Source organism: Bradyrhizobium sp. WCU1, assembly GCF_053474805.1.
In genome coordinates this window covers 5,817,836-5,843,736 of record NZ_CM130280.1, presented here as the reverse complement: position 1 = coordinate 5,843,736, position 25,901 = coordinate 5,817,836, and the positions used below count along the sequence as shown (strand labels likewise).

The window sequence follows — 25,901 nt, the reverse complement described above, 5'->3', positions numbered from 1 at the left end:
ACGCAGTCAGGACGGAGGCTGCGAACCTACGTGCGGCGGCTTCTGCGGACGACGGCCCACGCGATCCATTCGCCAAAATGCGCACTGATCAATGGGAAAAATACAGAGCTACCGCAAGGCCGGCGCAGCAGATCAACAAGCCGACCAAAGCAGCGAGCGTGGCCTTGATTTCCAGGCAACCGACTTCATTGCGCCTCCAGCCGAACCAATTGAATCCATCAGATTCGAATGGAGCAGCCCGGACTTTGCCGAACGAGACAAGAGGCAAGACTAGCCGAGCGACGGCATAGCCGGCCCCAAGCCAAATCAGATCGAAGATCGCAACTATTACCAGAGCCATCGCTACATCACCCAACGAACCATTATACCGCAGCCAGATAAAGCGCGCGAATCAGAAGCCCTGTTCCGCTCGCGATGCCTGCCCCAAGCATCAACCGTCCAGGGCCGTCACGCCGGCCGCCAAGCCAACCGAACTCTTCTTCGTCACGGCTGTACGCCGCGACTGTATATGTCCCAAGGAGACGGCGGGCAAAATGAGCCGAGCTGCGGTGTATCCGATCACATCCACAACAAAGGAGAGGAACAGCCCAACAAGATTCTCAATGACCCACATTGGCCCGCGCCGTGGCGGCTACTCCGCCTGAACACGTCGTGATTGATAGCATGCTGTCGAGCACGCAGGTAGAGCGGCTCCGTTGGAACCCGGCGAGCGTCGGCGAAGTCGTCCGACCTCTCACAGATGTGATTGAACGTGCCGGGGTGAGCTTCGACAAAGCGACACGGCCCAGTCGCGACGCCCGGCGGCGCTCAAGTCTCTTCCCCTTCAACCACCTCAGGCTCGACGATGATCCGTTCAATGCGGTGCACAAGCTCGAGCGCGCCGTCGCCGTTCTCGATCGCCTGCGGCGCTTTGCCCCAGCCGCGATCGAGGATGGCATTGGCGGCGGAGACCCGGGCAGCCGGGGTTGCGCTGGTCGATCGCATCACACCGACCAACACGTTGATCGCGCTTCTCGTATGGCTCCTCGCAAGCGAGCGGATCTGTGTAATCGTCTTCGCCACCCTACTTCTCCTGCCAATCGGACGGGAGATATTCACTCGGAGCCGTGTCCGCGTGATCCGTATCGGGATCGGGCGACGCCGAACGAAATGCGATTGTGGGAAAGTCCGTCTGGACGCGATCCTGGCGCGGTCGCGGGATGAACTGGATGATCTCGGCGCTCATGCCGCCTCCAGCAATGCAATGGCGATCAGACTCACGACCGCAAGCGATATCAGATAAGCAGTCATGCAAACCTCATTGATCGGCCGCCAGCGCGCGATGCGGCCACGGAAAGAAATGTGCGGCAGATCGCGCAGCGGGCGGCGATCTTTGGGGCGCGAACCTTATCCCTGACGAGTGGGGCCGCGGGCGGCGCCGGCTTTCGCCGCGCCGCAGGACCGGCGCGTTCGCGCGCGCCGGCCAATCTCGTGCTTGTCGCAATGGGTTCGGACGACGGCGCGCTGTCGACGCTCAGGCGACGGGCTGGGAGGATGTGGCGTCGTGACGTTGCGGCCGCCGTCCGATGGGTGACACGGCAAACAAAAAGCCCGCCGCGGATGGCTCCGCGCGGGCTCAACAATTTCTGATTTTCAGATTATGCACCTGAGTTGCCCGACGAGTCAATCGCTTTTGCAAACTGAATGCGATCGGTAAAAATGCGACGCGTCAGCTGCTACAGCGGCTCGTGCACTTTTGCGGTGGGAATTTTCAAGATCGACGAGGCATCTGCCGATAAGGCGAGACCACATGTCGAGTTGCCGCCTTGCAGCGATGGTTGCCCGTGCACGGTTACCGGCGAGAACGTGGCCGGATCAGGCCGGCGAGCCAATCATTGAAATCCGTCTCCGGAACGTCGGAACTGTCCGGAAAGTCAAACACCGACGGCGGCAGATATCGCATGGGCTGTCCACTGAACGGGCTCAGCTGTGTCATCGAAGTTGAGGACGCATCTTTCGGCGGAGTGGATGCAGGAAACCGTTCATCGAACGCAGCAGACCGGCCAGGACGTATTGTCGAAGCGGGAGCGAACGGTACAGGCGGCGCTCCAGCATCGAATGCAGATTGCCCCTCGCCTGTGGCCGGTACACGTGCGAGATGTCGAATAGTAGCCCTCTTGGCGACATCGTCCCGCAAACAGTCGTCTGGTGCCGCAGCGACGGACGGCGCAGCGACGTCGGTCGAAGCAGTTGCTGGCATCGCATTCCAGCGCCCTGCAAAGTCTGTCGGCGCGTCAGCCAACGCCCGAGCCACTGCGGCTTGGTTTGCCAGATATGTCGCGCCCGCACCATCTGCGCCAATCTGCGGAACATAGGGAGCACCGCGCTCCGCAGCATTCGATTTGCTTCTTAGCACCCGCTCCGGAGTCGGGCCCTGCTTGTAAAATTGCACAAGCAACGCCTGTTGCAGCGCCGGATTTAGGTTATTCCAAGCACTCAAGCCCGTATCAGGATCTCCACTGACACTCATGTTGGCTTGGTAAACACCAAGGCCATGCCGCAAATATGCGGCCATCGATGATGCCAATAGAGCTTTGTCGCTGCCGTTCTGTAAGGCGACGCCTGCGGAAAACAGATTGTTCCGATAAGGCGCAAAGGCGGGATCGTCTGGATTTTTCAGAATCGCTTGAATGGCGTTGTGGAATTTCACTCCCGCCGCGCCAAAGTCGGTAAGCAGAGGGTTCTCCCATTTTTTCTGATAATCCGATCCGACCGTTATCGCATTTGGAGCGACATTGTATCGGCTGAGGATATGGTCCGACGCGCCGCGCTTCGGGTCGAGAGGGTTCGTTATTACGCCCTCCGCAAATGCGTCGGCGAGAAGTCGATATGCATTGAGAGATGAACCAACTGCCCTTGCCTGATTCTCGTAGCTTGCCGTTCGATCGAGTAGCTCCTGAGCCAGACTTCCCGCAATGGCTTCGGCGGGCACTCCGTACCTTGCCGCCGCAGCGTTGATCTGTGGCGTCATCGACTGAACGTCAGCCAGGATTTTCTTGCCGTATGACGGAAGAGCATTCATGGACGGCCTCTTTTTGGATATCAGCCAGCGGGATCGGTTGGTGACAATTTATGAATGTAACCAGACCTGACCGGCAAGTTGCGCCCAATCGATAATGACGCACACCAGGACTACCGTGCTCCACAGACTCACGCGGTTCACGCGCGCGATCCGGAGCAGTATCGCAATCAGCACGACCGTGAACGGTGGAAAGACCAAAACCAGCAGATACGGAGCAATGAAGACTGCAACCGTGATCTCCGCCGCCAGTCGGGCAAGAGCGAAAGCGATGCCCAAGGACAAAACCAGTCTGTAAGTCGCAGGTCGAAGGCGAAGAAAATACGTTGGAAGCACGAACCCGATAGCGGCAATCGTGGCGATGTGATTGATCAGCGGTAGTGCGTCGAAGATCTGGTCGGCGACGTTTTCCACAGAAGCGCTCTAGCTAGGTCGCCGCCTGTCCGGTTCGGCAAGGGCGTGTTTGGCTTTTTGGCTGCTCACCTAAGATATCAGGCATCGTTCATTTCGACTCGAACATTCTTTGCGCACGGCTTCAGGATTCTTTGTGCAGAATGCCCTACGAATCTTGAAAAGCGATTTTCAGACGACGTATTCGTCAGAACATCTGTCTGTTGAAGTGCCGCACCGGGCGGACCGCCGACATTTGGACGGCTTGCGACCTCCGTCAGGTCTCAACCTCCTCGGGCACGATGATCCGCTCGATGCGATGCACAAGTTCTAGCCCACCGTCGCCATCCTCAATCGCCTGCGGCGCTTTGCCCCAGCCGCAGTCGAGGATGGCATTGGCGACGCAGGCGTGTGCAGCCGGGGTTGCGCTGCGAGTCTCGATGATGGCCGGCGGCACACGGTTTGGCCATCGAATGAAATGTGCGGCAGACCGCGCTCGGGCGACGATCTTTGGGGCGCGAACCTTATCCCTGACGAGCGGGGCCGCGGGCGGCGCCGGCTTACGCCGCGCCGCAGGACCGGCGCGTTCGCGCGCACCGGCCAATTCGTTGTTCATTTCAATTGAGTTCGGACGGCGGCACGCTTGCGACGCTCAGGCGACGGTCTGGGAGGATGTGGCGTCGTGACATTGCGGCCGCCGTCCGATTGGCGAAACGGCAAACAAAAAGCCCGTCGCGGATTGCTCCGCGCGGGCTCAACAATTTCTGATTTTCGGATTATGCCCCTGAGTTGCCCGACGTGTCAAACCCTTTTTCGAGCTGAATACGATCGGTAAAATGTGATGCGTCAGCTTCGGCAGTGAGAAACCGAGTTGATCGAAAGTCTGAGTTTGATCCGGGTATCGCAATACGAGCCGGCGGGGATCGCCTTATCCTCGTTGCGATGATGTCAGTGTGCCGCTGAGTTGCCCGACGCGTCAAGGGGACAAAGCAGCTTATCATTGGATCGACATCAGGACAGTTTTGGCTCGCGTCGATCGACCCGCGCCGCAGTTCGATTGCAAGGAGGAAGCGTCGATGTATTTCGTTGCTGCCGTGCTCGCGGTGCTGTCCGGCCTGTTCTATGCCGCCGGCCATCATCAGATCGGTTCGCTCGGTACCACCATGTGCCAGTATGGCGGCCTCTTCTGCGACAGCCCGGTGCTGGTTCTCGTCGGTGCGGGATTCGCCGCCGCGTGGGGTATGCTGGTCAGCGTGCGCTGATCACCAGCGACGTCGCCGACGATAATTTTGTCGCCGCTGATTTGCCCGACGAGTCAATTCCCGCACTTTGCGCCGGGTGCGTCGGCGCCTCGCATTACTGCGCAGCGATCGGGTTAGCCGGTTGTGCGGGCTTGGGACCTGGTGGAGCTGGTTCGATCGGGGCCCTTGGCTCGGTCGGCATCACCCTTGCGCCAGCCGCACGCGCCGCCTCGCCGGTCGTTGAATAGTTTGCGGTCGCGGCCGGCTGCACCTTCGGCTTGCTCCACGGACCGTGGTCGACGATCAGCATGCCCGACACGCCGAGGATCGCAACCACGGCCGCAACCAGCAGCGGCGCGCCGCCGTGCCGGTTTCGATGCTCGGCCGAACGGCCGTCCGCCATGCCATGCGCATGCATTGTCATCGTTGTCTCCTCCATGGAGACAAACCGCGACCTGCGCGCAAGTTTCCAGTTCCCCGATGAGAAAGCGAGACGTGCCGATGGAACCAATCCACAACTACTGAACTTTATATATGTGGCCGCGACCCACCGTTCAGAACACGCGATCGCGCAGCGGCCAAAGACACCTGACCGACAGTCAAACAGCAGCACGCCACATGAGCACCGAACCGCCCGAATCCCCACTTCAGCCCACGCTCGGTGAGCGCGCGATCGACGCCGCGACGGACGTTTCGCGCACCATCACGGAGGTGTCGGACGGACTTCGAGCGGCGGCCGATCGCCTCAGCGACGCGATCGCGACCTCGCGCCGGCCGGGCGGGGTCCTCGCCACGGTCAGTGCGGTGACGCGCGAAGCGCCGCTCGCCAGCCTGTTCGTCGCGTTTCTGCTCGGTGTTGCTGCAGCGCGCCGACGCTAGACGCCGACGCGCCGTGAAGGCCGTCCGCCCTAGAACTTGCCCTTCGTGGCGTCCTTGGTCGCGGACATCACGCTTCCGCTGATCTGCCGCATATGTTCTCCGGCATTGGTGAACTGGCTGCGCAGGAATTCCGACTGGATCCGCATCGCCTCCTGCAGATCGGTCGCGTGCACCAGTTTGCGCGCATGCTCGAACGCGGCCTTCATGTTCTGCTCGGTGAACGACAGCGCCTGTTTGGAAATCTCGGTCCCCGTCCCTGGCATCGCCGTCATCGACTTGCTCGCGGCATCAAAGAACAGGCTGAAGGCCTGTTCGGCCTGGTCGATGGTCTTCTCCGCGAGATCGCGCAACTCGGCGGGAACTTCAAGCTTCGGTTCAATCATGATCGCGTCCCCTGAAATAAGCGTTGCCGAGGTTAGCATAGATCGCGACGCCGTCAGCGCCGGCGTCGAGGAATAATTACCCAGTCCGGGTCGGACCGCGCCTCAGCCGATTCCAATCTTGTCAGCACTGTGGCATAGTGATTCGGCCTTCGCCGTTGGTCGCGTTCGCGTCTCTTGGGGAATTAAGGGGATCCGATGCTGCGCGCCCTTCGTCCGACACCGACCTGCACTCGCTTCAAGACCAGCATAGAGATGCCGTGCATGAAGTGCGGCACGCAAATGCGGCTCGCCTTGATCGAGCCGCGTGACCAAGTCTACGACGTGCTGACTTATCAGTGCACGCCCTGCAATTCCGGTGAAAGCTTCCTGAACGCCCGCTAGGCTGCCGGCCCGTTCAGTCGTTCAGCACCGCGGCCCCCGCCTCCGTCAGTTCGGGCTCGCCATCATGCAATTCGATCAAGCCGAGCCCGATGAGGACACGCAGATCCTCGTCGCTGACTGGTGACAATTTGAGCCTGCGGGCCTGGATATCCCGAAGGGTCCAGCGCAAGCCGATCGCGCGCTCGAGTGAAAATTCAGCGAATGGATTATCTGCCATTCGCCTCGACTAGTGCGGCATTGGGATCAGACTTTGTCTTTGCCGCGGCGGCTTCATGGACACCACAGATTGATGGCCCGCTGCTGCGATCAGGATGCCTGCACCCCGATCGCGTTATCGCTCCAATCGCCTCTCGCAGCGGCTCAGTAACGGTAGGGGTCAATATCGAGCAGCGGGAATGCGCTGAACACACTCGGCAGATTGGTCGGCGTTGCCGGGTGCAGATAGGACTTGTCCAGCTCGGCGAAACTGGTGGCGCCAAGCAGACCGAGGCAGCGCATCACCTCGTCCTCCAGCAATTCAAGCATCCGAACGATGCCGGCCTCGCCGGCCGCGGCGAGCGCCCAGCATTGCAGACGGCCGATCCCGACAAGGTCGGCCCCCGAGACGATGGCCTTGACGATGTCGGTGCCACGGCAGATCGAACCATCCACCATGATCTTGGCACGGCCGGCCACGGCTTGAACGATCTCGGGCAGCACATGCATGGACCCGCGGCCGTGATCGAGCTGCCGTCCGCCATGATTTGAGACGTAGATCCAGTCGACCCCGTGATCGAGGGCGATCCTTGCGTCCTCGGCAGTAGCAATACCCTTCAGAATGAGCGGAATCTTGAACTTGTCCTTGATCAACTTCACCGTCCGCCATTCCAGCCCTTTCTGGAAATCGCCGCCAGTGGCGCGGATACGGCTTTCCCGGACATAGCGTTTGGCGATGTCGCGCTCGCGCCGGCTGTAATGGGCGGTGTCCACGGTGAGGCAGAACGCGGCGTAACCATTGTCGATGGCGCGGCTAACCGTATCCTCGACGAACGCATCGTCGCCGCGCACATAGAGCTGGAAGATACGCAAGGCGTCGGGCGCCGCCTTGGCGGTATTCTCCAACCCGGGTTCCGACACCGAGCTCAGCATGTGCGCCGCGCCGAACGTTCCAGCGCCGCGCGCGACGGCAGCGCCGGCGTCGGGATCGAAGATCTCGAGCGCACCGACCGGCGCGATCATCACGGGAAGCCGAAGCTTGCGGCCGAATAACTCTGTGGAGGGATCGACGTTGATGACGTTGCGAAGGACGCGTGGCCGGAACGCGATCTCATCCAGCGCCATCCTGTTGCGGCGCATCGTGGTCTCTGTCTCCGAAGCGCCGACGATGTAGTCCCAGGCGTTCTGATTGAGCTTGGCGCGGGCCTTTTGCGCGAATTCGTGCAGGTTCTGGAATTCCTCGCCGCTGGCGCCGAGTTCGACATTGCGCGCCTGCCGAATGGAGGTCCCGTCGTTCATGGTGTTTCTTCTCCCGATTTGGCCGGCACATTAGCCGCAGACAAACCGGAAAAGCTACCGCCTTGACCCGCGAATCCGGCCAGCGAAGGCCAGCTATTCGCTTGTGAGATAGATCAGCTTCCTCGGCGACGCGGTTACCACCGAACCGAGCTAGCTGCCCGAAAACCGGTTTCGGTACTCGGTCGGCGACACGCCGAGGTGGCGCAGGAAGGCTCGCCGCATCCGCTCATCATCGCCAAACCCGGCGCGTTTGGCGACCTCGACCACGCCGCCGATCTGGCGGCTTTCGAGCAGCAAGCGCGCGGTCTCGACGCGCAGCGCTTCGACACCGCTGGCGGGTGTCATGCCCGTTCGGCTGACATAGGTCCGGGCAAAGGTGCGTGGCGTCATCCCGGCCTTTTCCGCAAGGGTCTCGACCTTGAGGTCGCTCGTGATGTTCTCGATGATCCAGGCATGCAGCGCACTGAAGCGTCCCTCGACGTCGGACGCCTGGGCCGCAAGGACGGTCGAGAACTGGCTCTGACCGCCCGGCCGCTTCAGGAACACCACAAGTCTGCGCGCGACGTCGAGCGCGATGGTGTGGCCGAAATCCTCCTCGATCATGGCGAGCGCCAGGTCGATCCCGGCGCTGACGCCCGCCGACGACCAGACATGTCCATCCTTGACGAAAATCGCGTTGGGCTCGACGCGGATGCTGGGAAAGCTGTCCTGCAAGCGAGGACAATAGCGCCAGTGCGTTGCAGCACGCTTGCCGTCGAGAATTCCGGTCCAGGCCAGTGCGAATGCGCCGAGGCAGACCGATGCGATACGGCGCGCCTCCGGCAGTGCCTGCGCAATCCAGTCCATCAACGCGGCGTCGTTGCGGATCTTCCAGATGCCTGGCCCGCCGGGGATGACCAGCGTGTCGACTTCGGCAGGCGCGATACTGGTGATCGGCGCCGTGTCGATCATCATCCCGACATCGGTCGGCACCAGGCCGCCTGACGTCGACAGGTAGGACAGCGAGTAGTCCGGTCCAGGGAGTTCGATGGCCTCGAGCTCCGCGAACACCTGAGCCGGCCCCGAGATGTCGAGCAATGTCACGCCCGGAAAGGCAACGATCGCGATCCGCCGCGTCGCTTTCCTGTCGCGCGGCTCAGGCCGGGGCGGTTTGGCAGTTTTCGAGGGCATATTGTCCTTTAAGCCATTCGAGGCCGCCCTGTATAGCTCGCGATAGAATTCTGGAGTTCTGCCATGTCGCGAAATCTGGGCAGTGGATACGAGGCGATCAAATCGCCTTGGACGGATTACGCGATTTACAGCCTGCCCGACGCCTCCCGGATCGAAGCCTGCGACCGTCAGCCGCTGATGGACGCCATGAACGGTATCATTGCCGTCAACTGGCAGGCCACCGAGCCGCATTGGACAGCAACCTCCTCGCCGTTCGACCGGAAGTACAGCCTGGTCCTCGTCTATGACGGCTCCGGGCTCGTGGCCTTCTCGGTCTACCGCATCCTGCAGATGTCCGCCGGACTTGGAATTTATCGTAGCGGCACGGAAGTGCTCCCGGCGCATCAGGGCCGCGGATTGTACGGCTTCTTCACCGCCGAAGTCCTGAAATGTTCGGGCGCCGCCGAGCGGGCCGACGGCAACGTGCTCTACGGCTGGCGGACCCGCAATCCGATCGTGTGGGCAGCGAACGCTAAGATTTGCGAAAAAGTGTCTCCATCTTTGCTCGATGACGCGCAGGACCCGGCGCTGCAGGCCGCCTGTGTCGAAATGTGCACGTCGCTTTATCCCGGCAAGCCACTCGAATTGCCCGACATGATCATGCGTGGCGCTTACGGCCACATTAAGCACCATCGGCAGGCCTATCATGGCACTGCGTCGCTGGTCGACGCCGCGATGTCGCGAAAGATTCCGAATTCAGCGGATGCTCTTTTCTCGGTGGGTTACGCGAGGGTGTGATGTCGATGCTCGGACAACAAGCTGTTTACGTCCCGACGACGCGCTTCACCGATCGCGCCTATCTCGCCTGGGCAGCCGTCGCCATCGCCTATGCCATAGCCTTCCTGCAGCGCGTGTCGCCGCAATCGGTCAGCCTCAGCTTCATGCACGACTTCAACACCGACGCGGCCGGTGTTGCGATGCTCGCCTCGAGCTACTTCTGGGGCTACACCCTGATGCAGATTCCGGCCGGACTCCTGGTCGATCGCTACGGTGTCAAGCGTGTCGTCCTCGTCAGCATGGTCGCTTCATCGCTCGGCAGCGCGGCATTTGCACTGGCGCCGAACCTGCTCGACGTGTTTGCGGCGCGCCTGATCGTCGCCTGCGGCGATGCGCTGGTCTTCACCGCACTCTTGAAGCTTGTCGCGCAGAGCTTTGCGGACGAGCGGTTCGGCATGATGTCGGGCATTTCGCAAGTCTCCGGCTATGTCGGCGGCGTGATTGCCACCACACCGCTCGCGGCCGCCGTCTCGGGGTTCGGCTGGCGCGCCTGCTTCCTGTTCATCGCCTGCATCGGCCTCGCCAACCTCGCCTTCGCCAAGGTCACGCTCAAGCCCGATCCGGCCTCGCATAGCAACAAGACGCTGAAGAGCGTCGTGATCGCTGCGCGGCAATCGCTGGCTCATATCGCGAACTGGGGTTGCGCAATGACGTTTGCGTCGCACTTCGCGGTCGTGACGACGCTGTCGGGCGTCTGGGGCATTCCGATGGTCGCCCACCTCTTCCATATCTCCCCAACGGCTGCCGGAACGCCGCTGCTCGCCTTCATGATCGGTAATGCGCTCGGCTCGATCTTCCTCGGTCACGCCGCCGATCGTGCCGCGACGGCGCTCGACCGCGCGCTGATCGGCATCTGCGTGCTGCGCATGCTGCTGATCGCGATGCTGCTGCCGCCGATCGCCGAGACATTCGGCCTCGCTTACGTCACCGTCGTGTTCACGGTCTTGGGCCTCGTTGCCGGCGGCACGGTCCCGCTGGTGCTGAAATGCGTCAAGAAGCTCTACACCTCCGACTTGATCGGCGTCGGTGCTTCCGTGAACACCACCGCCGCCGGGATCTTCGCCGGTATCTCGCAGCCGATCATCGGCTTTGCGATGCTTACCGCCAGCAACGCCTCCGGCACCGATGCCGTGCACAACACGGCCGCGATCGGTGACGGCGGCTACAGCGCCTTGATCGTCATTCTGCTTCTGATGTCGCTGCCGGGCATTGCCGGGCCGCTGCTGATGAGAAGCAAGTTGATAGCTCGTTAGTATCGTTATGTCTGTAGGGGGTGTTATGGAGCGCTTGTTCTTGAGAAAAGGCGACGTTGCGTCGAACTTTCCGGTCAGCAGCTGGCAGAGCGTGATGTTCTCGGAGTTTGAAGCGCAGATGAGCAGCGAAGCAAGGCCGTTTCCTTGCGTGTTCGGAGTGACCGGGCATCGCCAGGATCAGCTGCGCTACCTCTTCCTCGATCCGTATGATGTCGCGGTGCTCGGCGAACAGCTCGCACAATATGTTTCGGAGGCGCGCTCGTTCGGCCCCAACACATCGTTGATCGTGTTCACGCGGCCCCGCCCGGTGCAGACGCTCGACGCCTATTATCGCAAGATGTGGCTGACGCTCGACCAGCTCGCGCGCTTGGACAAGAATCCGTGGCCGAGCGATATTCCGGAACAGATCGACCACCCGATGTGGGAATTCTCGTTTGCGGGCGAGCCGATCTTCGTCGTTTGCACGACGCCCGCCCATGTGATGCGCCAGAGCCGCCGATCCAGCGCCTTCATGCTCACATTCCAGCCGCGCTGGGTGTTCGAGAAGATCCTCGGGACCGAAAAGGCGGCCAACGCCGCCTTCGCCGAGGTGCGCAAACGCCTGATCCCGTACGACAGCGCGAGCCCCTCTCCGCTTCTCGGCCGCTACGGCGCGACCGACGGCCGCGAATATCTGCAGTACTTCCTGCACGACGACAATAATGCGAGCGGCGGCTGCCCCTATGCCAAGCTCGCGCAGAACAAGACGCCATCGATCGCGAACAAGGAACAGGCGGCATGACCCAGATCATCGCAGGCACGAAGACCGAATTTGCCATCGACCCGGATATCCTGAACCTGCTCCCGGCCCAGGGTTCCGTCGAGCTGCAGCACGATGCGGCCGGCAAGGTGCATCACTTCCACACCCATCCGGTCGATGAAATCCTGATGATCATCAGCGGCCGGCTGAACTTCATCTGGGACGGCGGTGAGCGGGTCGTCGGTGCCGGCGACACCATCTTTCTGCCTGCTGGTACCCGACATCAATCCGAAGCGCTTGAGGGCGGTGCGATCTACGTCATCGCGACGCAGCCGCCCGCAAAGCCGATGAACAACTGACATCCAGGGAAACGCGAACACCTCAGGACAGTGAAGGATCGCGCGGCGGCTCAACCGCCAAACGTTCGACCAGCTCGATGACCTCGCAGCGCCGGTCGGGCGCCAATCGAAGGAAGGCCTTCAGCAGTCCGCAAGCCTTCCAGTGTTTCGCTCGATGGAGCTCCGAGCTTGTTCTGCAGCTCCGCAACATATGCGGGATTTTTCATCTCGCACCTTAAGTGAGGATTACGAATGGCATACCCAGGTAAGCGTGAAGGCTTGGCCCAGAAGGTCGACACCGCAGCACAGGAGGCCGAACGCCTCGGCCTGACCACGGCAACCTTGATACTCCGGATGGCCCGCCTCGAGATCGACCGGGCGGAACCCGAAGAGGCTGAAAGTATGCCAAGGAACAACCTGCGCAGCAAGCCGAACTGAGGTTGCGGATTCTCGCCCGTTCCGACTCCGAGGCGCCGTCGCGCGGCCGGCGACGTTTGAACGACATCATCCGAGGCGAGAGGCTTTGCTCTCGCCTGCGCTCGGGTTGTTCTATTCGTGCTTTATCTCTGGTGCAGATCGACCCGCTAGCCAGTGTTGCCGGCCCTGCCGAACGCACCTGCCTCTGCCAACGCGTCAATGCGCCGGTCGTCATAGCCGAGCGTCTTGATCAAGACATCCCTTGTATGCTGACCGAGCAGCGGCGCCGCAACGGGATCGACCGTCGGCGTCAGGCTCATATTGACCGGCGACTCGATGTTCGGAACCGAGCCGGCGGTTGGATGTGCGATCTTGCTGAGGCGATGACGATCGCGCACTTCGGGCGCGTTGAACCCTTCCTCAACCGTGCGCAGATAGCCGACCGGGATGTTGGCCTTCTTCATCTTCGCCATCCAGTGCTCGAGCGTATCGCTCGCAAACACGCTGGCAATGATGGCGCGCAGCTTTTCCTTGTTGGCGGACCGCGCCTTGCGGTGAGAAAACTCGGGGTCGGTGACGAGATCCGGGCGTTCAAGCACGTCGGTGACGAGCCGGCGATAGAGCCGGTCATTGGCACAGGCCATGTAGAGTGGGCCATCGGAGGCCCGGTAGACGCCGACGGTCGGCGAACCGTTCGGAGAGTTGCCAAAACGGCCGGGGTTGGTGCCATTGATGAGATAGGCCATGCCGTAGAAGCCGGTCATCGACACCGCAGTGTCGATCAACGCGACCTCGACCTGCTGCCCGCGACCGAGCCGGTCCCGTGCGATCAACGCCAGCAGAATGGCATTGCAGGCCGACATGCCGGTTGCCATGTCCACAATCGGCGGCCCGGTACGCACCGGTTCGCCATCCGGAAAGCCGTTCAGCGACATGAAGCCGCTTTCGGCCTGCGTGATCGGATCGAACCCCGGACGCAGCGCGAAATCGCCCTTGCGGCCGTAGGCTGAGATCGAGCAATAAACCAGCCGCGGATTGGTCGGCGCCACCGACGCATAGTCGAGACCAAATTTCTTCATGACGCCGCCGGAGAAATTCTCCACCACGACGTCAGCCTTGGCGATCAGCGCGCGCGCGATTTCGAGCGCAGCCTCATTGTTGAAATCGAGCGCAATGCCGCGCTTGTTGCGGTTGAGGCTCAGATACGCGGCGCTCTCCCCGCCGATTTCGGCGTGCTCGTAGGCGCGCGTATCGTCGCCGCCATCCGGATTCTCGATCTTGATGACCTCGGCCCCGAAGTCGGCCAGCGTCTGAGTGCAGGCCGGGCCGGCGACAACGCGGGTGAAGTCGACAACCAGCAGGCCATCGAGCGCCGTCGGAACGCCCTCCCCACGCGGCTCTCGTCCCGGCAATTCTGGTTTGGTCATGATCCGACGCTTCCTCTGTTATTTTGTCAGGCGAAATACGACGGCCCCTGCCAGGACCGGCACTGCACGCCTTTTAGCGGAAGCCCATCACCAAGACCAAACCCGGATTTTGCAGGGCGGGACGTTCGCCTGACATGGCTGTCGTCGGCATGAAGGTCCGCAGCGCCGACACGATCGGACGAACCGAGAGGCAAGTAAGCCGCCCGGATACTGGATATCGATCGGTGCGTCCGGCAAGCGGAAGAATGGATACAGGCCGGCAGCAACGTTCTGTTGCCACCCGCCTGTCCTCATCGAGAGTTGTCGCGTTATTCGGCGATCATTTCGCCGGAGCCGCCGAACTCAGCCGGAAAGTCCTTCAGCTTCGGCAAGCCATCGCGTATCGACAGCACCGCCTCTGAGTAGTTGACGTGAACGCCAGGGCTAAACTTCAGCGTCGGGATCGTCGCCGTGAACACGTCGACGAGTCCAAGCGTCGGGTGGTTGGTCATCAGGTGACCGCCGCACTTGGCGCAATATTTGCGCTGGCTCATCGCGGTCTTCTCGAATGTCGCGACGTGGTCGGCGCCCTTGGTGACCTCGACCGCTTCTGGCTTCCAGAGGCTGAACGCATTCACCGGACCACCGGACCAGGAGCGGCATGAACGGCAATGGCAGTAGCCCATCGCCTCAGGCTCCCCCGTAACCTTGAGCTCGACGGCGCCACAAAAGCAGTTTCCAGTGTGATTCATCGGTCGGTTCTCCCTTTCGTGAATTGATCGGACTCCGCGCCAGCATCGACCCACGTTACTCGTGATGTTCGCGATGCGGGATGAGATGTAGGCGGGCGTAGCCGCTGCGAACTCCGTTGTGGACGTACCGGACCTTTCCCCACACAGAGGCAATTACGCAGCGCTCGAATGCAGGCAGGTCGTCGACGCGCGCGAAGTTACATGAGAGTCAACGCCGCTGTCGACCATCTTCCGCCAGCCGAGCACGTCACCCAAAGGGGGCACTCGGGGTGAGGCAACGCACAGTGCCGCAATGCGATGAGCCGTTGCCGTGCCGGATGCTGCGCGGCAACCGGCACGTGAGTAAGTCACCTCAAGTCAGCCTTGACGGTGCTTTCCGGGAACCCGGTTCGCGGTCGCAAGTCCGTACGTCAGCGCCAGCCGATCCAGGCATTCCTTGAGGCGCCGCGCAAAATAGTCCTGCCAGCGCTGCGTACGCAATCCGCGTCGCTGCCCGACCTGCTCCATGGTCATGCCGAGGATCAGGACGTCGTGCACCAGCGCCGAACCGTCGGCGCCAAGCTCATGTTCGGCACGATTCAGGCGCAAGGTCGCCTGGCGCTGCCCCTCGGTAATCGGCTCGCGTTGCTGACCGCCGTCAACGTATTCACGCGTCGTATCCATCGCGCGAGGGCCACGCTCAGCCTTCTCCCAGTCGCCCTGGAAGGCCCGGCCGCTGCGATACTGTGTGTCGTCGATCTGCCGATGTGCATGCAACCGGCCGAGCGGATCGTTGCGGATCGAGCGAAACGTGATGATCTTCTCACCCGGTTCGAGTGCCAGGGGATCGTCGACCGCAATGGTCGCAACCTGGGCATTAATGGGCAGATCCTGCGAGCGACGGTCATGTGTTGCGGGATCGTATGGTTTCCGGCGTTTTGCGCGCGGCATTGGCAACCTCCAAAAACGTGTCACGAGAGCGCGCGGAGCCTTCCGCGCGGTTGCGGTTGCAGGACCGGCATCCGTCGGTCGGACAAGCGGCCTCAGGTGGCCCCGACGGCTCGAAGCCAGGCGTCGTTCAGCACCGGCCGCGCCGAGGCCTCAGGATCGCGGCTCAAGTGAAAATGCGCCGTGCAATAGCTCGAACCCGGCCGGCGCGGATGACCACAGAAGGTCATGGCTTCGCCGTCGGTATCCCCGCCATAGGGATAGCGGCAATCTCCGCGTTCGAGATCGAGCAGCGAAAGGTGCCGTGGCGCGACCGCCGCGCAGCGAAGTTGCGGCATCTCCACCGTTTCGATGAAGATTTTCGGCCAACGGAGCGGATCGGGCGTCGACTCGGCCTGCCCCTCGCGCGCTCGGCCGATTCGCGGGAGCTCCGGCAGGGGCGGCTTGGGTGCTTCAAGATGTCCCGGCAGGGACGGCTCGGGCCGATCGAGGCCCGCCATTCCCATCCGCTGCGCCCGGCTGAGCGCCGCGTTGCGGGTATAGGCCGTATTGAAGGTTGCGTTGATCGTGTCAGCAATTTCCGAATAGGACAAGCCGCGGGCGCGCAGGTCCTTCAAGGCTGCCGAATGCTCCGGCAGCCAGTTCATCGTTTCCATTCCAAATTCCCATTTCTGTCATTCCGCCGGCGCCTCGCACAACTTCCGATATTCCGAACAAAAAGTCAAGCTTGATTTCTGATAATCGTAACGGTAGTAATGTATCCGGGTTTGGAGAGGATGGAACATGTTGGACGCGGCACTGATTGAACGAGCACTGGAAAAGACGGGTAAGAGCAAGGGCGGGCTGGCCCGCGCGATGGGGGTTCGGGCCGGGGCGGTGTCCGAAATCCTGTCGGGAATACGATTGATCAAGGCATCGGAGATCGCCCCGATCATGGAGTATCTGGAGCTGAACTCGGTGCCGATCGTGGGCCGGGTCGGCGCCGGCGCTTCGATCCAGCCGGAGCTGGAACAGGTGCCGCCGGAGGGTCTCGGGGAGATCGAACTTCCGTTCCCGATGACGGAGGAGACCGTTGCTTTCGAGGTTTCCGGCGATTCGATGCTGCCGAAATACGAGAACGGCGATGTCATCGTGGTCTATCGCGAGCAGCGCTATCCACTGTCGAGCTTCTACGGAGAGGAGGCTGCGGTCCGGCTGAAGAGCGGCGAGCGTTATCTGAAGACGATCGAACGCGGCAGTTCTTCCGGCACGGTCAACCTGAAGAGCTTCAATGCCAAGCCGATCAACGGCGTTAAGCTCGAATGGATCGGCGAAATCTGCGTCACCTTGCCCCGCGGCCAGATCGAGCGGCTGCGCGGCAAGACGGCGGCGAAAGGGCGCAAGTCGGGCCCCAAGGGCGGCCGATCGTCCGAGAAATAGCAACGCTGCAGCTGCCGGCCTGACCGATTCGGACGCGATCGCACCGGATCGGTCTCGCCGCGAGCGGCGCGAATTCTGATTATCGTCAATTTATCTTGACAAAATTCCGATTATCGGAAACAATGGGTGGTAACAGTCAACACACCGGCCTCTCGGGCAATGCAATATTTCGTCGTGATGATCGACTATGGCCGGCGTGGCCGCGAGGCGATCGTCGATCCCGAACTGACGCGGCGCGAGGTCGTCTCGCGGATCGCGTCGGGAGAATATGCAAATATCAGCTTCATTCACGAGATTGACGGGTGTTCGGTCGAGGATGTCACAGACGATATCCTTTCGGAGGCCGCCCTGCCCGAAATCCCGCTGACCGGCGCCGAGCTGCAAGCCAATACGCTTGATCACGTCCGCGACCGGCGCAAGCACGAGCCGGTGTGACAGCGTTCACATGGCAATTGCGAAAACGTGATCTTTCTTGAGCCGACCACTTGGCCGGAACCCGAAACCGACTAGATAGGGTTCACGCAGAGTCTATTCGGACCAGGCCTGGGTTCCCTTTAGATTGGCGAATCGTTTTCTCGGGCCGGCAAGATTTCAGCTTCAGATGAGTTCGACAACCAACGCCGAGATCGCGAGAGCCGACGGCAATCTCCGGATCGCGCTGCTGCTTGGCATCGCAAACTGGTTTCTGTTCCTCGACCACATTCCGCATAACTTCGTCAGCGCGCTGACCATGCGCAATTTCGGCTTTAGCGGCGCGACCGACCTTTTTGTATTCATCGGCGGTTATGCGGTGACGCTCTTCTACGCCCAGATGGCGCTGGAGCGCGGATTCCTGGTGGCGGCAACCCGCATCTTCAAGCGGGTATGGCAGCTCTATGCCGCCTACATCGTCCTGTTCGTGATCTATGTCGAGTTGATCAGCTATGTCGCCGCACGCACCGCAGCGCCCGAGATCATCAGCGAATTCAACATCACCGGCTTCATCGACCACCCGGTCCGGACGCTGATCTACGGCTTGTTCCTGCAAGCCAAGCCGCTCAATCTCGACGTGCTGCAACTCATCATCGCGCTAATGGCATTCCAGCCGATCGTCATCTTCGGACTGCTGTACGTCCCGAACGCGACGCTTCTCGCGTCCGTCGCACTTTACGCGGCCGCCCGCGTACTCGACTGGAACCTGACATCCTATCCGTATGGGGCCTGGTATCTCAATCCGTTCTGCTGGCAATTGCTGTTCGTGATGGGCGGTTGGCTCGCGCTGATCGGCACGCGCTATGCTCCTGCGATCCGCGCGATGCAGGCCAATTCCGCGCTACGCGCGACGGCGCTGCTCTATCTGCTGTTCGCGCTGACGATTGTTTCCAGCAGCGAAATCCCGGCACTCGCCCAGATGATGCCCAGCGGATTGAGCGACGTGCTGCTGCAGAACGACCGCGAAGATGTCGCGCCTCATCGCATCCTGCATTTCCTGACCCTGACGTTCCTGTTCACCTGGTTGGTCCCGCGCGATTGGGGATACCTGCGATCTTACGCCCTGCAGCCGATCATCAAATGTGGCGAGGAATGGCTGGCCGTGTTCTGTGCAGGCGTGTTCCTCTCTTTCGCCGCGCACTTGATTCTGATCACCGGCCCGTATTCGCTGGCGCGGCAGATCGGGGTCAGCCTCGGCGGCATCGCGGCGATGACGGCCGTTGCCTACTACGTCTCGTGGTCCAAGCAGCAGGACAACAAATCGGCCGTCGGCGCTCATTCCTGAGCCCGCGCGATGACGCCTCAACCTGGTCTCATCGCGCTTTAGTCGATCAGCTGCGCGCGCCTTAGCCGCGTCTCGCTGTCGCGCAACATTGCGGTGTCGAGGCCCCCTCGCTCCGCTGCATCGGTTGCGCAAGCGAACAGACGGTAGAATTGCAACCCGTCATAGGCAACCAGCAAGAGATCGACGCCCGCGTTCAATGCCTCCACGACCGCCGTGCAGACGTCGTGCTGATAGATCGCGCCCATTACCAGATCATCCGTCACAACGATACCTTGGTAGTTCCAGGTCTTCCGGATCAGTCCGTCGACGACGGCCTTGGAATGCGACGCCGGCCGTCCGGGGTCGAGCGCACTCACCGCCACATGCCCGACCATCAGGCGCGCGCCGCTCGTCGACAGCACATCGCGGAACGGACGCCAGTCGGTGGCCTCGAGTTCGCCGACCGGCGTATCGAGATCGGCATCAAAATGGTGCGTGTCGGCGCGCACGCGGCCCAATCCGGGAAAGTGCTTCACGGTCGCACTGACGCCAGCGGATTCGAGGCCATGGATGTAGGCGCCAGCGACCGCGCTCACCTTGGCCGGATCATCGGAGATCGCACGCTGATTGGTCAGTGTGTTGAAATCGAGCTGATTGCGCTTGGCTTCCGGCCGAAGGTCGAGCACCGGGGCGAAATTGAGGTTGATACCAAGCGATGCCAGTTCGCGTCCATGGATACGCCCGAACTCCTCGGCTTTTGCCTTTCGCTCATCCGGCGCCAGCTCCGCCAACGAGGCAAGCGCGGGCAGCCGCGTCAGCGGCGGCGCGAGGTGCGAGACGATGCCGCCTTCCTGATCCGTCGCGACCATCAGCGGCGGCAGCCCCGCGGCATGCCGCCTGGCCTGGAGCGCCGCGATTTCCGCCTTCAACGGCTCAGCCGCCCGGCCCGCGACATTGCGCCGGGTGACATAGATGCCGGCAATGAACCCCCTCTCCACAAGTGGTACGACCTCGTCAAACGAGCGATAACCGACGATAAAATGCCGCCCAAGCGACCGGGTAAGCACCGGGTCCGCCTGGAGAACGCGGTGCTTCCGCACCTCGAACACGCCATGTGCGGCCAGCATCGCAAGCGGCGGCAGGCTCCACAGGACGACCAGAAGCCTGCCTGCCCAACTCCGCCTGCGCCACGCGACGCGGCGGATCAGGATATACGCGACGGCGATGCTTGCGACCGCGAGGAGAAGGTTGCCCGGCCCGCGCAGCGGAACCAGATACGGATCGTTGGTGTTGATGCCCGCGAAGACGAAGACCAGCCCTGCGATCCAGAGCAGGACTATTCCGATACACTTGCCGACTTGCATGGGACCACGTGCGACTGAAGAGGCTGATCGGCTTCGTCCGTATCAGACGAGATTCACCAGCGCGAGCCGACAAGCCGCCCCTGCACGCAATCTGCATAAAAATCCTGAACTCCTGCTCACCGCGTTCTCGGGCCCTGCGCATGCACGGCTCAACCTCTCCAGATTGCGGGGCTGAAGCAATCCACCCGCGATGGACTAACCCGCACGAGCCCGCTGACATGAAGCCGTTCGGTTCTTGTCTCCCGCCGCAGTTGCCTTGTAGAACAATTGGCTCAAGCGAGAGCGAGGCGTGGCCAGAACGCCGCATTCGGAGATCCCGTTGACCCACCGTATTCTCGTCGTCGACGATGACCCGCATATCCGCGAAGTCATCCGCGTCGCTCTCAGGAAGGCCGGCATGAGCGTGATCGAGGCCCGCGACGGCAAGGACGCATTGGCCCGCTTCGCCGGAGAAAGACCGGACCTGATCGTGCTCGATATCGGCATGCCGGAGTTCGACGGCCTCGACGTCTGCCGTGAGATTCGCAAATCATCCGACGTGCCGATCCTGTTCCTCTCCGCCCGTGACGAGGAGATCGATCGGGTGCTCGGCCTCGAGATTGGCGGCGACGACTATGTGACCAAGCCGTTCAGTCCTCGCGAACTGGTCGCGCGGATCAACGTCATCCTGCGGCGGTTGACGCCGCGCGCGGCGTGCGCAATGCCGGAGGCGACCGTGCTCTCGCGAGGGCAGCTCTCGCTCGATCCCGAGCAGCACGTCGCAACGTTCGCAGGCGCGGCGCTGCATCTCACCGCGATCGAGTTCGGAATCCTGCGCGCCTTCCTGACCCGCCCCATGGCGGTGTTCAACCGCGAGCAGATCATGAGCGCGGCCTACCAGCTCAACATCCAGGTCTCCGATCGCACGATCGACAGCCATATCCGCAATATCAGGGCCAAGCTTGCGGCCGCCAAATGCGACAATGTCATCGAGACCGTGCACGGCGTGGGCTTCAAGCTCGGCCGCTGCGAGCCGCAGGCATGACGTCTCACCGCGCCGATCAGAAGTGGCGACCGTCGCTCGGTTTCGTGATCTTCACGGTGCTCGCTTTGGTCGCGGTCCTGCCGCTGATGGGGCTGTTCTTCTTCCGTCTCTACGACAACCAGCTGATCCACCAGACCCAGGCCGAGTTGATCGCGCAGAGCCGCGTACTGGCCGCAATCTATGCGCGGGACGTACAGGCACGGCTCGACAACGGCATTCCGCTCGGCGCGGCAGTGCCGCCGGAGACGCTGCCTGATCCCGGCGATCAGGTGACGCCGATCCGGCCCGCGCTCGATCTCGCCGGCAACGACCTGTTGCGGCGACGGCCCGATGCGCTGCCGGCACCGAAACCCGCGGATCCCGGCTATGTCGAGATCGGCGCCCGGCTCATGCCGATCATCCTGGAGACCCAGAAAGTCACCCTGGCGGGTTTCCGCATCCTCGATCCGCAGGGCGTGGTGATTGCTGGACGGCAGGAGGTCGGACAATCGCTTGCCCATATCGAGGAGGTGGCCGCGGCCCTGCAGGGCCAGTACAGCGCCGCGCTCCGCATCCGCGTGCCGGACAAACCCCCGCCGCCGATCTACTCGATCAGCCGTGGCGTCGGTGTCCATGTCTTTTCCGCGATGCCCGTGATCGTCAACGACCACGTCGCCGGCGTGATCTATACGTCACGGACGCCGAGCAACATCTTCGATCATCTCTATCAGGAACGCGGCAAGTTCGTGCTCGCCACATTGGCCGTGCTGCTGACGACGATTGCGATCGGACTGATGTTCTCACACACCGTCACCCGGCCGATGCGCGAGCTCGTCGAGCGCGCCGCGCGAATCGGCCGCGGCGACCGCAATGCATTTCAGCCGCTGCAACATTATGGCACCCGCGAGCTCGCCCAACTCTCCGACAGCTTCCTCGACATGGCCCAGCAGCTGTCACGCCGCTCCGACTACATCGCAACCTTCTCGGCCCACCTGACGCACGAGTTGAAATCTCCGTTGACGGCGATCCGGGGGGCCGCCGAGCTGGTGCAGGATTCGCTGCAAAGCAAATCGGATACGCTGACCCGGTCCGAGCAACGGAGCTTCATCTCCAACATCCTTGGCGACGTCGAGCGGCTCGATGCGATGAGCCAACGGCTGCGCGAGCTGGCCCGCGCCGAGAGCGCGCCGCAGAATGAGCAGACCTCGCTCTCGAGCGTCATCGCGAATTTGAGGAGCCGCTTTCCCGGGCGGACGATCGTGGCCAAGGGCTGCCTCGACCGCTCGATCGGGATGTCCGCCGAGAAGGCGCTGATCGTGCTGGCTCATCTGGCCGACAACGCGTTCCGTCACAATGCCGGGTCGGTGCAGCTCGAGGCGACCGCCGACGTCGCAACCGTCCGGGCGACCGTGAGCAACGATGGCGACCCGATCTCCGATGCCAACAGCGACAAGATCTTCAATGCCTTCTTCACCACCCGCCGCGACAGCGGCGGCACCGGCATGGGGCTCGCCATCGCCCAAGCCGTCATGGTGACTCATGGCGGCACGATCCGTCTCCTGCCGTCCCACCGGGGTGTCGCCTTCGAGCTGGAGTTTCCCGCGGTCTGACCGGTCTCGGACTGCGCGACGATAACAGTAGGCACCGTGCCGAGCTGTCGACCGCACGCTCGAAATTTCCCGCGTGATGGACAAAATGGATGTCGAGATCCGGGGCTTTCTCAGGATCGGCTTTCATCATGCTGAGCGGGCCATGCTTGACGCGCAATTTCGTTTATGCGCAGCTGCTCAAAACAACAGTGATATTCAGGGGCAGGAGATATGGGCGGGCTTCGGCGCATATTAGCCGGTTACGGCTTCCTCATCGCATCGGTCAATCTGGCGGCAGCGGCGGAACCGATCAAGCTGCGGGTCGCCGACTCCTTTCCGAAAGGGCACTATCTCGTCCGCCTCGTGCTCGAGCCTTGGATGGCCGAGGTCCAGAAGCGCACCAACAATGCGGTGACGTTCGAGCACTATCCGGCGCAGCAGCTCGGCAAGGCCGCCGACATGCTCAAGCTGACGCAAACCGGCGTCGCCGACATCGGCTATGTCGCGCCCGCTTACGTCTCCGACAAGATGCCGGTCTCCGAAGTCGCGATGCTCCCCGGCGTGTTCGAGCATTCCTGCCAGGGCACGCTCGCCTATTGGAAGACCGCACGGAGCGGCGTGATCGCGCAGCAGGATTATACCGCGAACGGCATCCACCTGCTGCTCGCGGTGAGCCTGCCGCCCTATCGCATCCTGACCGTGAAGCAGCCGGTCAAGGATACAGCTGACATCAACGGACTGAAGCTGCGGTCGACCGGCGGCGCACAGGATCTCACCCTGCGCGCAATCGGCGCGGTGCCTGTGCGCATGGCGGCGCCCGATGCCTATGAGTCGCTGTCACGCGGCACGATGGACGGCCTGCTGTTTCCGCTCGAAAGCGTCGTCGCCTATGGCGCCGACAAGCTGGTGAAGCATTCCACCGACGGCTTTGGCTTCGCAAGCTTCGTGGTCGCCTATTCGATCAGCGAGACCGCCTGGAAGAAACTGTCACCGGATATCCAGAAGGCAATGGTCGATGCCGCTGAGGAAATCCTGCCGTCTGCCTGCAAGGAAGTACAGAAGCAGGACAGCGAGACCATGAAGTCGATGGAGGCCGCCGGCGTCCATTTCGACACCTTGCAATCCGATGTCGTCGCAAAGCTCAAGGACCTGACGAAGGGAGTCGGCAAGGCGTGGGCCGACGGGCTCGATGCGCGCGGCAAGCACGGCAGTGATGCGCTGACGGAATTCAGCACCGCCGTTGCGGCGGTGCCGGCCAAGTAACGCAGACGGAGCCCAAATTGATCAAGACAAGCCTGAAGGCCCTGGCCGCCATCGAGAAGGTGACCTCGGCCATTGCCGCGGCCTTGATGTTCGCAATCATGATCATCGTGTTTTCCGACGTCGTGATGCGCTACGTCTTCAACCGGCCGTTCTCCTGGGCCTACGACCTGATCTCGCTCTACGTGATGGCCGGCGTGTTCTTTCTGTCGCTCTCCGGCACTTATGCGGTCGGCGGCCATATCAGCGTCGATATCCTGCTGCCGCGCTTCTCCGTGATCCTCCAACGCCTTTGCGTCATCATCTCAAACATCGTTGGCCTGGCGATCTTCGTTCCGATCACCTGGCTCGGCTACCAGCGGGCGCTTGACAACTATGTCTCCAGCGACGTGATGGCGGGCGCGATCCCGTGGCCGACCTGGGCATCCTCGATTTTCGTGCCGATCGGCGCCGGCATCCTCGCGCTGCGCCTTGCCGTTCATCTCATCGCCAATATCGCAAGCCTGCTGACCGGCGAAAATCTGCTGCCGCTGCCGGCCATCTCCGGCCATTCGGAGAAGGCTGCCGGAGGTTTCGAATGATCCCGACTTTTATTCTCGCGCTGCTGTTCTTCCTGCTGGCGATCGGAACCCCGGTCGCGTTCGCCATGGCATTCTCCGGCGGACTCGGCCTCTATCTCACCGGCGGCCTACCGATCCTGCTCGGCGTATTGCAGACGACGCCGCTATCGGCCGTCACCTCCTACGAGCTGATCACCATCCCGATGTTCCTGCTGATGGCGGATCTCGTGCTGCTGTCGGGCGTCGCCGACGATCTGTTCAAGACCGCGGCGGCCTGGGTTGGACGCATACCCGGCGGCCTCGGCATGGCGACCGCACTGGCCGGCGCAGGGTTCGGCTCGATCTGCGGCACCAGCACGGCTTCCGCCGCAACACTGTCCTCGACCAGCCTGCCCGCCATGATCCGCCAGGGCTACGAGCCGAAAATGGCGGCCGGCGTCGTCGCGATCTCGGGCACGCTCGCGATGCTGCTGCCGACCTCGGTGGCACTGGTCATCTTCGGCCTGTTGGCCGAGGTCAACATCGGAAAGCTCCTGATCAGCGGCATCATCCCGGCGATCTTCGTCACCATCATCATCATGTCGACGATCTACATTCTGGTGTTGCTCGATCCCTCACGCGCGCCGACGATCTCGGCGGTGACGTGGTCGGAGCGGTTCAGCCTGCTGTGGCAGGTCAGCCCGATGGTGGTGCTGTTCTCGATCGTCACAGGCACGATCTATCTCGGAATCGCGACCCCGACCGAAGCTTCGGCCTTCGGTGCATTCGGCGCCTTCTGCCTCGCCTGCTGGAAGCGCAAGATCAACCTGACGTCACTCTATACGACGCTACGCCACGCTGCCCAGGGCACTTGCATGATCGTGCTGATCATCATGTGCGCGCATATCTTCGGTTATTTCTTCACTCTGACGCAGGTCACGCAGAATATCGTCGGCTGGGTCGGCGGGCTCGACGTCTCGCGCTGGATCATCATCACGCTGATCCTGTGCGGCTATATCGTGCTCGGCTCGTTCATGGATCAGATCGCGATCCTGGTGCTGACGGTTCCGATCGTGCTGCCGCTGATCAAGTCGCTGGGCTTCGACCCGATCTGGTTCGGTGTCATCAAGATCGTGACCGCCGAGGTCGGCATGATCACGCCGCCGATCGGATTGAACTGCTTCATCGTGGCGCGCTACGCACATCGCCCTGTGGGTGAGGTATTCCACGGCACCTTCCCGCATTTCATCGCGCACCTGATCGCCATCGCCATTTTCGTGGCATTTCCGGAGATCATCCTCTGGCTGCCGAACCACATGCAGCATTGAAGAAGCCGTCGGTTGAGATG

33 protein-coding genes and 1 pseudogene are annotated in these 25,901 nt (G+C 62.0%); 17 read left to right on the top strand and 17 right to left on the bottom strand.

From position 1 onward, the window contains the following. Nucleotides 1–88 precede the first annotated feature (88 nt). The 6 genes from ACTUWL_RS27220 to ACTUWL_RS27195 all read right to left on the bottom strand — a co-directional run bounded on the left by ACTUWL_RS27220 (nucleotide 89) and on the right by ACTUWL_RS27195 (nucleotide 4,064). Nucleotides 89–340, bottom strand: a complete 252-nt coding sequence (locus ACTUWL_RS27220) for a hypothetical protein (protein ID WP_035652220.1) — start codon at nucleotides 338–340, stop codon at nucleotides 89–91. Between the two features lie 467 nt (nucleotides 341–807). Continuing rightward, on the bottom strand, nucleotides 808–1,062 hold the full coding sequence (locus ACTUWL_RS27215) for a hypothetical protein (protein WP_021080369.1): 255 nt from the start codon (nucleotides 1,060–1,062) through the stop codon (nucleotides 808–810). Nucleotide 1,063: 1 nt separating this feature from the next. Beyond that, the gene (locus ACTUWL_RS27210) at nucleotides 1,064–1,225 is read right to left on the bottom strand and encodes a hypothetical protein (protein WP_021080368.1); all 162 of its coding nucleotides are present in this window, start codon (nucleotides 1,223–1,225) and stop codon (nucleotides 1,064–1,066) included. 606 nt (nucleotides 1,226–1,831) lie between these two features. Further along, a complete protein-coding gene (locus ACTUWL_RS27205; protein ID WP_021080367.1) occupies nucleotides 1,832–3,061 on the bottom strand; it encodes a hypothetical protein in 1,230 nt (409 codons plus the stop codon). 48 nt (nucleotides 3,062–3,109) lie between these two features. After that, nucleotides 3,110–3,472: a hypothetical protein gene (locus tag ACTUWL_RS27200; RefSeq protein ID WP_021080366.1), complete on the bottom strand. Its 363-nt coding sequence runs from the start codon at nucleotides 3,470–3,472 to the stop codon at nucleotides 3,110–3,112. A gap of 253 nt (nucleotides 3,473–3,725) precedes the next feature. Continuing rightward, a complete protein-coding gene (locus ACTUWL_RS27195; RefSeq protein WP_035652214.1) occupies nucleotides 3,726–4,064 on the bottom strand; it encodes a hypothetical protein in 339 nt (112 codons plus the stop codon). A gap of 460 nt (nucleotides 4,065–4,524) precedes the next feature. Between ACTUWL_RS27195 and ACTUWL_RS27190 the strand changes: the two genes are divergently transcribed. Beyond that, nucleotides 4,525–4,710 carry a hypothetical protein gene (locus tag ACTUWL_RS27190; protein WP_021080365.1) on the top strand — a complete coding sequence of 62 codons (186 nt, stop codon included), beginning with the start codon at nucleotides 4,525–4,527 and terminating at the stop codon, nucleotides 4,708–4,710. A gap of 94 nt (nucleotides 4,711–4,804) precedes the next feature. Here the strand turns inward: ACTUWL_RS27190 and ACTUWL_RS27185 are convergent, their stop codons facing one another. After that, complete coding sequence (locus ACTUWL_RS27185) at nucleotides 4,805–5,107, bottom strand: hypothetical protein (protein WP_035652307.1); 303 nt, start codon at nucleotides 5,105–5,107, stop codon at nucleotides 4,805–4,807. Between the two features lie 200 nt (nucleotides 5,108–5,307). Between ACTUWL_RS27185 and ACTUWL_RS27180 the strand changes: the two genes are divergently transcribed. Next, the gene (locus tag ACTUWL_RS27180) at nucleotides 5,308–5,568 is read left to right on the top strand and encodes a hypothetical protein (RefSeq protein WP_021080363.1); all 261 of its coding nucleotides are present in this window, start codon (nucleotides 5,308–5,310) and stop codon (nucleotides 5,566–5,568) included. A 29-nt stretch (nucleotides 5,569–5,597) separates the two neighbouring features. On the opposite strand, the gene ACTUWL_RS27175 is transcribed toward ACTUWL_RS27180, so the two are convergent. Beyond that, a complete protein-coding gene (locus ACTUWL_RS27175; RefSeq protein WP_021080362.1) occupies nucleotides 5,598–5,951 on the bottom strand; it encodes a phasin in 354 nt (117 codons plus the stop codon). A gap of 195 nt (nucleotides 5,952–6,146) precedes the next feature. Between ACTUWL_RS27175 and ACTUWL_RS27170 the strand changes: the two genes are divergently transcribed. Then, nucleotides 6,147–6,332: a hypothetical protein gene (locus tag ACTUWL_RS27170; RefSeq protein ID WP_035652212.1), complete on the top strand. Its 186-nt coding sequence runs from the start codon at nucleotides 6,147–6,149 to the stop codon at nucleotides 6,330–6,332. A gap of 13 nt (nucleotides 6,333–6,345) precedes the next feature. On the opposite strand, the gene ACTUWL_RS27165 is transcribed toward ACTUWL_RS27170, so the two are convergent. From ACTUWL_RS27165 to ACTUWL_RS27155, 3 genes are all read right to left on the bottom strand, one after another. Then, nucleotides 6,346–6,549 (bottom strand): hypothetical protein, encoded by a 204-nt coding sequence (locus ACTUWL_RS27165; protein WP_035652208.1) that lies wholly within the window; start codon nucleotides 6,547–6,549, stop codon nucleotides 6,346–6,348. 143 nt (nucleotides 6,550–6,692) lie between these two features. Beyond that, on the bottom strand, nucleotides 6,693–7,826 hold the full coding sequence (locus tag ACTUWL_RS27160) for an alpha-hydroxy acid oxidase (protein WP_021080359.1): 1,134 nt from the start codon (nucleotides 7,824–7,826) through the stop codon (nucleotides 6,693–6,695). A gap of 150 nt (nucleotides 7,827–7,976) precedes the next feature. Further along, nucleotides 7,977–8,996: a GlxA family transcriptional regulator gene (locus tag ACTUWL_RS27155; RefSeq protein ID WP_021080358.1), complete on the bottom strand. Its 1,020-nt coding sequence runs from the start codon at nucleotides 8,994–8,996 to the stop codon at nucleotides 7,977–7,979. 63 nt (nucleotides 8,997–9,059) lie between these two features. Here ACTUWL_RS27155 and ACTUWL_RS27150 point away from each other — a divergent pair, with 63 nt between their 5' ends. The 4 genes from ACTUWL_RS27150 to ACTUWL_RS27135 are packed head-to-tail and all read left to right on the top strand — an operon-like array spanning nucleotide 9,060 to nucleotide 12,163. After that, complete coding sequence (locus tag ACTUWL_RS27150) at nucleotides 9,060–9,773, top strand: hypothetical protein (RefSeq protein WP_021080357.1); 714 nt, start codon at nucleotides 9,060–9,062, stop codon at nucleotides 9,771–9,773. Further along, entirely contained in the window at nucleotides 9,773–11,065 is a 1,293-nt protein-coding gene (locus tag ACTUWL_RS27145; protein WP_021080356.1) for an MFS transporter, read from the top strand. Before ACTUWL_RS27150 ends, ACTUWL_RS27145 begins: the two co-directional genes overlap by 1 nt. A gap of 40 nt (nucleotides 11,066–11,105) precedes the next feature. Further along, nucleotides 11,106–11,846, top strand: a complete 741-nt coding sequence (locus ACTUWL_RS27140) for a YqcI/YcgG family protein (protein ID WP_299113703.1) — start codon at nucleotides 11,106–11,108, stop codon at nucleotides 11,844–11,846. After that, complete coding sequence (locus tag ACTUWL_RS27135) at nucleotides 11,843–12,163, top strand: cupin domain-containing protein (RefSeq protein WP_021080354.1); 321 nt, start codon at nucleotides 11,843–11,845, stop codon at nucleotides 12,161–12,163. Before ACTUWL_RS27140 ends, ACTUWL_RS27135 begins: the two co-directional genes overlap by 4 nt. Before the next feature lie 22 nt (nucleotides 12,164–12,185). On the opposite strand, the pseudogene ACTUWL_RS27130 reads toward ACTUWL_RS27135, so the two are convergent. Further along, a pseudogene (locus tag ACTUWL_RS27130) lies at nucleotides 12,186–12,369 on the bottom strand (hypothetical protein). Between the two features lie 25 nt (nucleotides 12,370–12,394). Between ACTUWL_RS27130 and ACTUWL_RS27125 the strand changes: the two are divergent. Continuing rightward, nucleotides 12,395–12,580 (top strand): hypothetical protein, encoded by a 186-nt coding sequence (locus ACTUWL_RS27125; protein WP_021080353.1) that lies wholly within the window; start codon nucleotides 12,395–12,397, stop codon nucleotides 12,578–12,580. 146 nt (nucleotides 12,581–12,726) lie between these two features. On the opposite strand, the gene ACTUWL_RS27120 is transcribed toward ACTUWL_RS27125, so the two are convergent. The 4 genes from ACTUWL_RS27120 to ACTUWL_RS27105 form a co-directional block, all read right to left on the bottom strand. After that, nucleotides 12,727–13,989 carry a CaiB/BaiF CoA transferase family protein gene (locus tag ACTUWL_RS27120; protein ID WP_035652206.1) on the bottom strand — a complete coding sequence of 421 codons (1,263 nt, stop codon included), beginning with the start codon at nucleotides 13,987–13,989 and terminating at the stop codon, nucleotides 12,727–12,729. A gap of 305 nt (nucleotides 13,990–14,294) precedes the next feature. Then, nucleotides 14,295–14,717 carry a GFA family protein gene (locus ACTUWL_RS27115; protein ID WP_021080351.1) on the bottom strand — a complete coding sequence of 141 codons (423 nt, stop codon included), beginning with the start codon at nucleotides 14,715–14,717 and terminating at the stop codon, nucleotides 14,295–14,297. Nucleotides 14,718–15,074: 357 nt separating this feature from the next. Beyond that, nucleotides 15,075–15,647 (bottom strand): DUF6456 domain-containing protein, encoded by a 573-nt coding sequence (locus ACTUWL_RS27110; RefSeq protein ID WP_021080350.1) that lies wholly within the window; start codon nucleotides 15,645–15,647, stop codon nucleotides 15,075–15,077. Nucleotides 15,648–15,739: 92 nt separating this feature from the next. Then, complete coding sequence (locus ACTUWL_RS27105) at nucleotides 15,740–16,300, bottom strand: GcrA family cell cycle regulator (RefSeq protein ID WP_106940151.1); 561 nt, start codon at nucleotides 16,298–16,300, stop codon at nucleotides 15,740–15,742. 127 nt (nucleotides 16,301–16,427) lie between these two features. Here ACTUWL_RS27105 and ACTUWL_RS27100 point away from each other — a divergent pair, with 127 nt between their 5' ends. The 3 genes from ACTUWL_RS27100 to ACTUWL_RS27090 all read left to right on the top strand — a co-directional run bounded on the left by ACTUWL_RS27100 (nucleotide 16,428) and on the right by ACTUWL_RS27090 (nucleotide 18,819). Continuing rightward, nucleotides 16,428–17,063 (top strand): LexA family transcriptional regulator, encoded by a 636-nt coding sequence (locus tag ACTUWL_RS27100; protein WP_021080348.1) that lies wholly within the window; start codon nucleotides 16,428–16,430, stop codon nucleotides 17,061–17,063. Nucleotides 17,064–17,222: 159 nt separating this feature from the next. Next, entirely contained in the window at nucleotides 17,223–17,498 is a 276-nt protein-coding gene (locus ACTUWL_RS27095) for a hypothetical protein (protein ID WP_021080347.1), read from the top strand. 166 nt (nucleotides 17,499–17,664) lie between these two features. Continuing rightward, entirely contained in the window at nucleotides 17,665–18,819 is a 1,155-nt protein-coding gene (locus tag ACTUWL_RS27090) for an OpgC domain-containing protein (protein WP_021080346.1), read from the top strand. 38 nt (nucleotides 18,820–18,857) lie between these two features. Here the strand turns inward: ACTUWL_RS27090 and ACTUWL_RS27085 are convergent, their stop codons facing one another. After that, nucleotides 18,858–20,162 carry a glycoside hydrolase family 3 N-terminal domain-containing protein gene (locus ACTUWL_RS27085; RefSeq protein ID WP_021080345.1) on the bottom strand — a complete coding sequence of 435 codons (1,305 nt, stop codon included), beginning with the start codon at nucleotides 20,160–20,162 and terminating at the stop codon, nucleotides 18,858–18,860. 319 nt (nucleotides 20,163–20,481) lie between these two features. Between ACTUWL_RS27085 and ACTUWL_RS27080 the strand changes: the two genes are divergently transcribed. The 6 genes from ACTUWL_RS27080 to ACTUWL_RS27055 all read left to right on the top strand — a co-directional run bounded on the left by ACTUWL_RS27080 (nucleotide 20,482) and on the right by ACTUWL_RS27055 (nucleotide 25,881). Beyond that, a complete protein-coding gene (locus ACTUWL_RS27080) occupies nucleotides 20,482–21,186 on the top strand; it encodes a response regulator transcription factor (protein ID WP_035652297.1) in 705 nt (234 codons plus the stop codon). Continuing rightward, entirely contained in the window at nucleotides 21,183–22,775 is a 1,593-nt protein-coding gene (locus ACTUWL_RS27075) for an ATP-binding protein (protein ID WP_021080343.1), read from the top strand. The genes ACTUWL_RS27080 and ACTUWL_RS27075 overlap by 4 nt, the downstream gene beginning before the upstream one ends. Before the next feature lie 85 nt (nucleotides 22,776–22,860). After that, entirely contained in the window at nucleotides 22,861–23,010 is a 150-nt protein-coding gene (locus ACTUWL_RS27070; RefSeq protein WP_158267762.1) for a hypothetical protein, read from the top strand. Further along, entirely contained in the window at nucleotides 22,986–24,017 is a 1,032-nt protein-coding gene (locus ACTUWL_RS27065; protein ID WP_021080342.1) for a TRAP transporter substrate-binding protein, read from the top strand. The genes ACTUWL_RS27070 and ACTUWL_RS27065 overlap by 25 nt, the downstream gene beginning before the upstream one ends. A 17-nt stretch (nucleotides 24,018–24,034) precedes the next feature. Continuing rightward, nucleotides 24,035–24,595, top strand: coding sequence for a TRAP transporter small permease (locus ACTUWL_RS27060; protein WP_021080341.1), 561 nt, complete (start codon nucleotides 24,035–24,037; stop codon nucleotides 24,593–24,595). Beyond that, a complete protein-coding gene (locus ACTUWL_RS27055) occupies nucleotides 24,592–25,881 on the top strand; it encodes a TRAP transporter large permease (protein WP_021080340.1) in 1,290 nt (429 codons plus the stop codon). Before ACTUWL_RS27060 ends, ACTUWL_RS27055 begins: the two co-directional genes overlap by 4 nt. The last annotated feature ends 20 nt before the right edge of the window (nucleotides 25,882–25,901 follow it).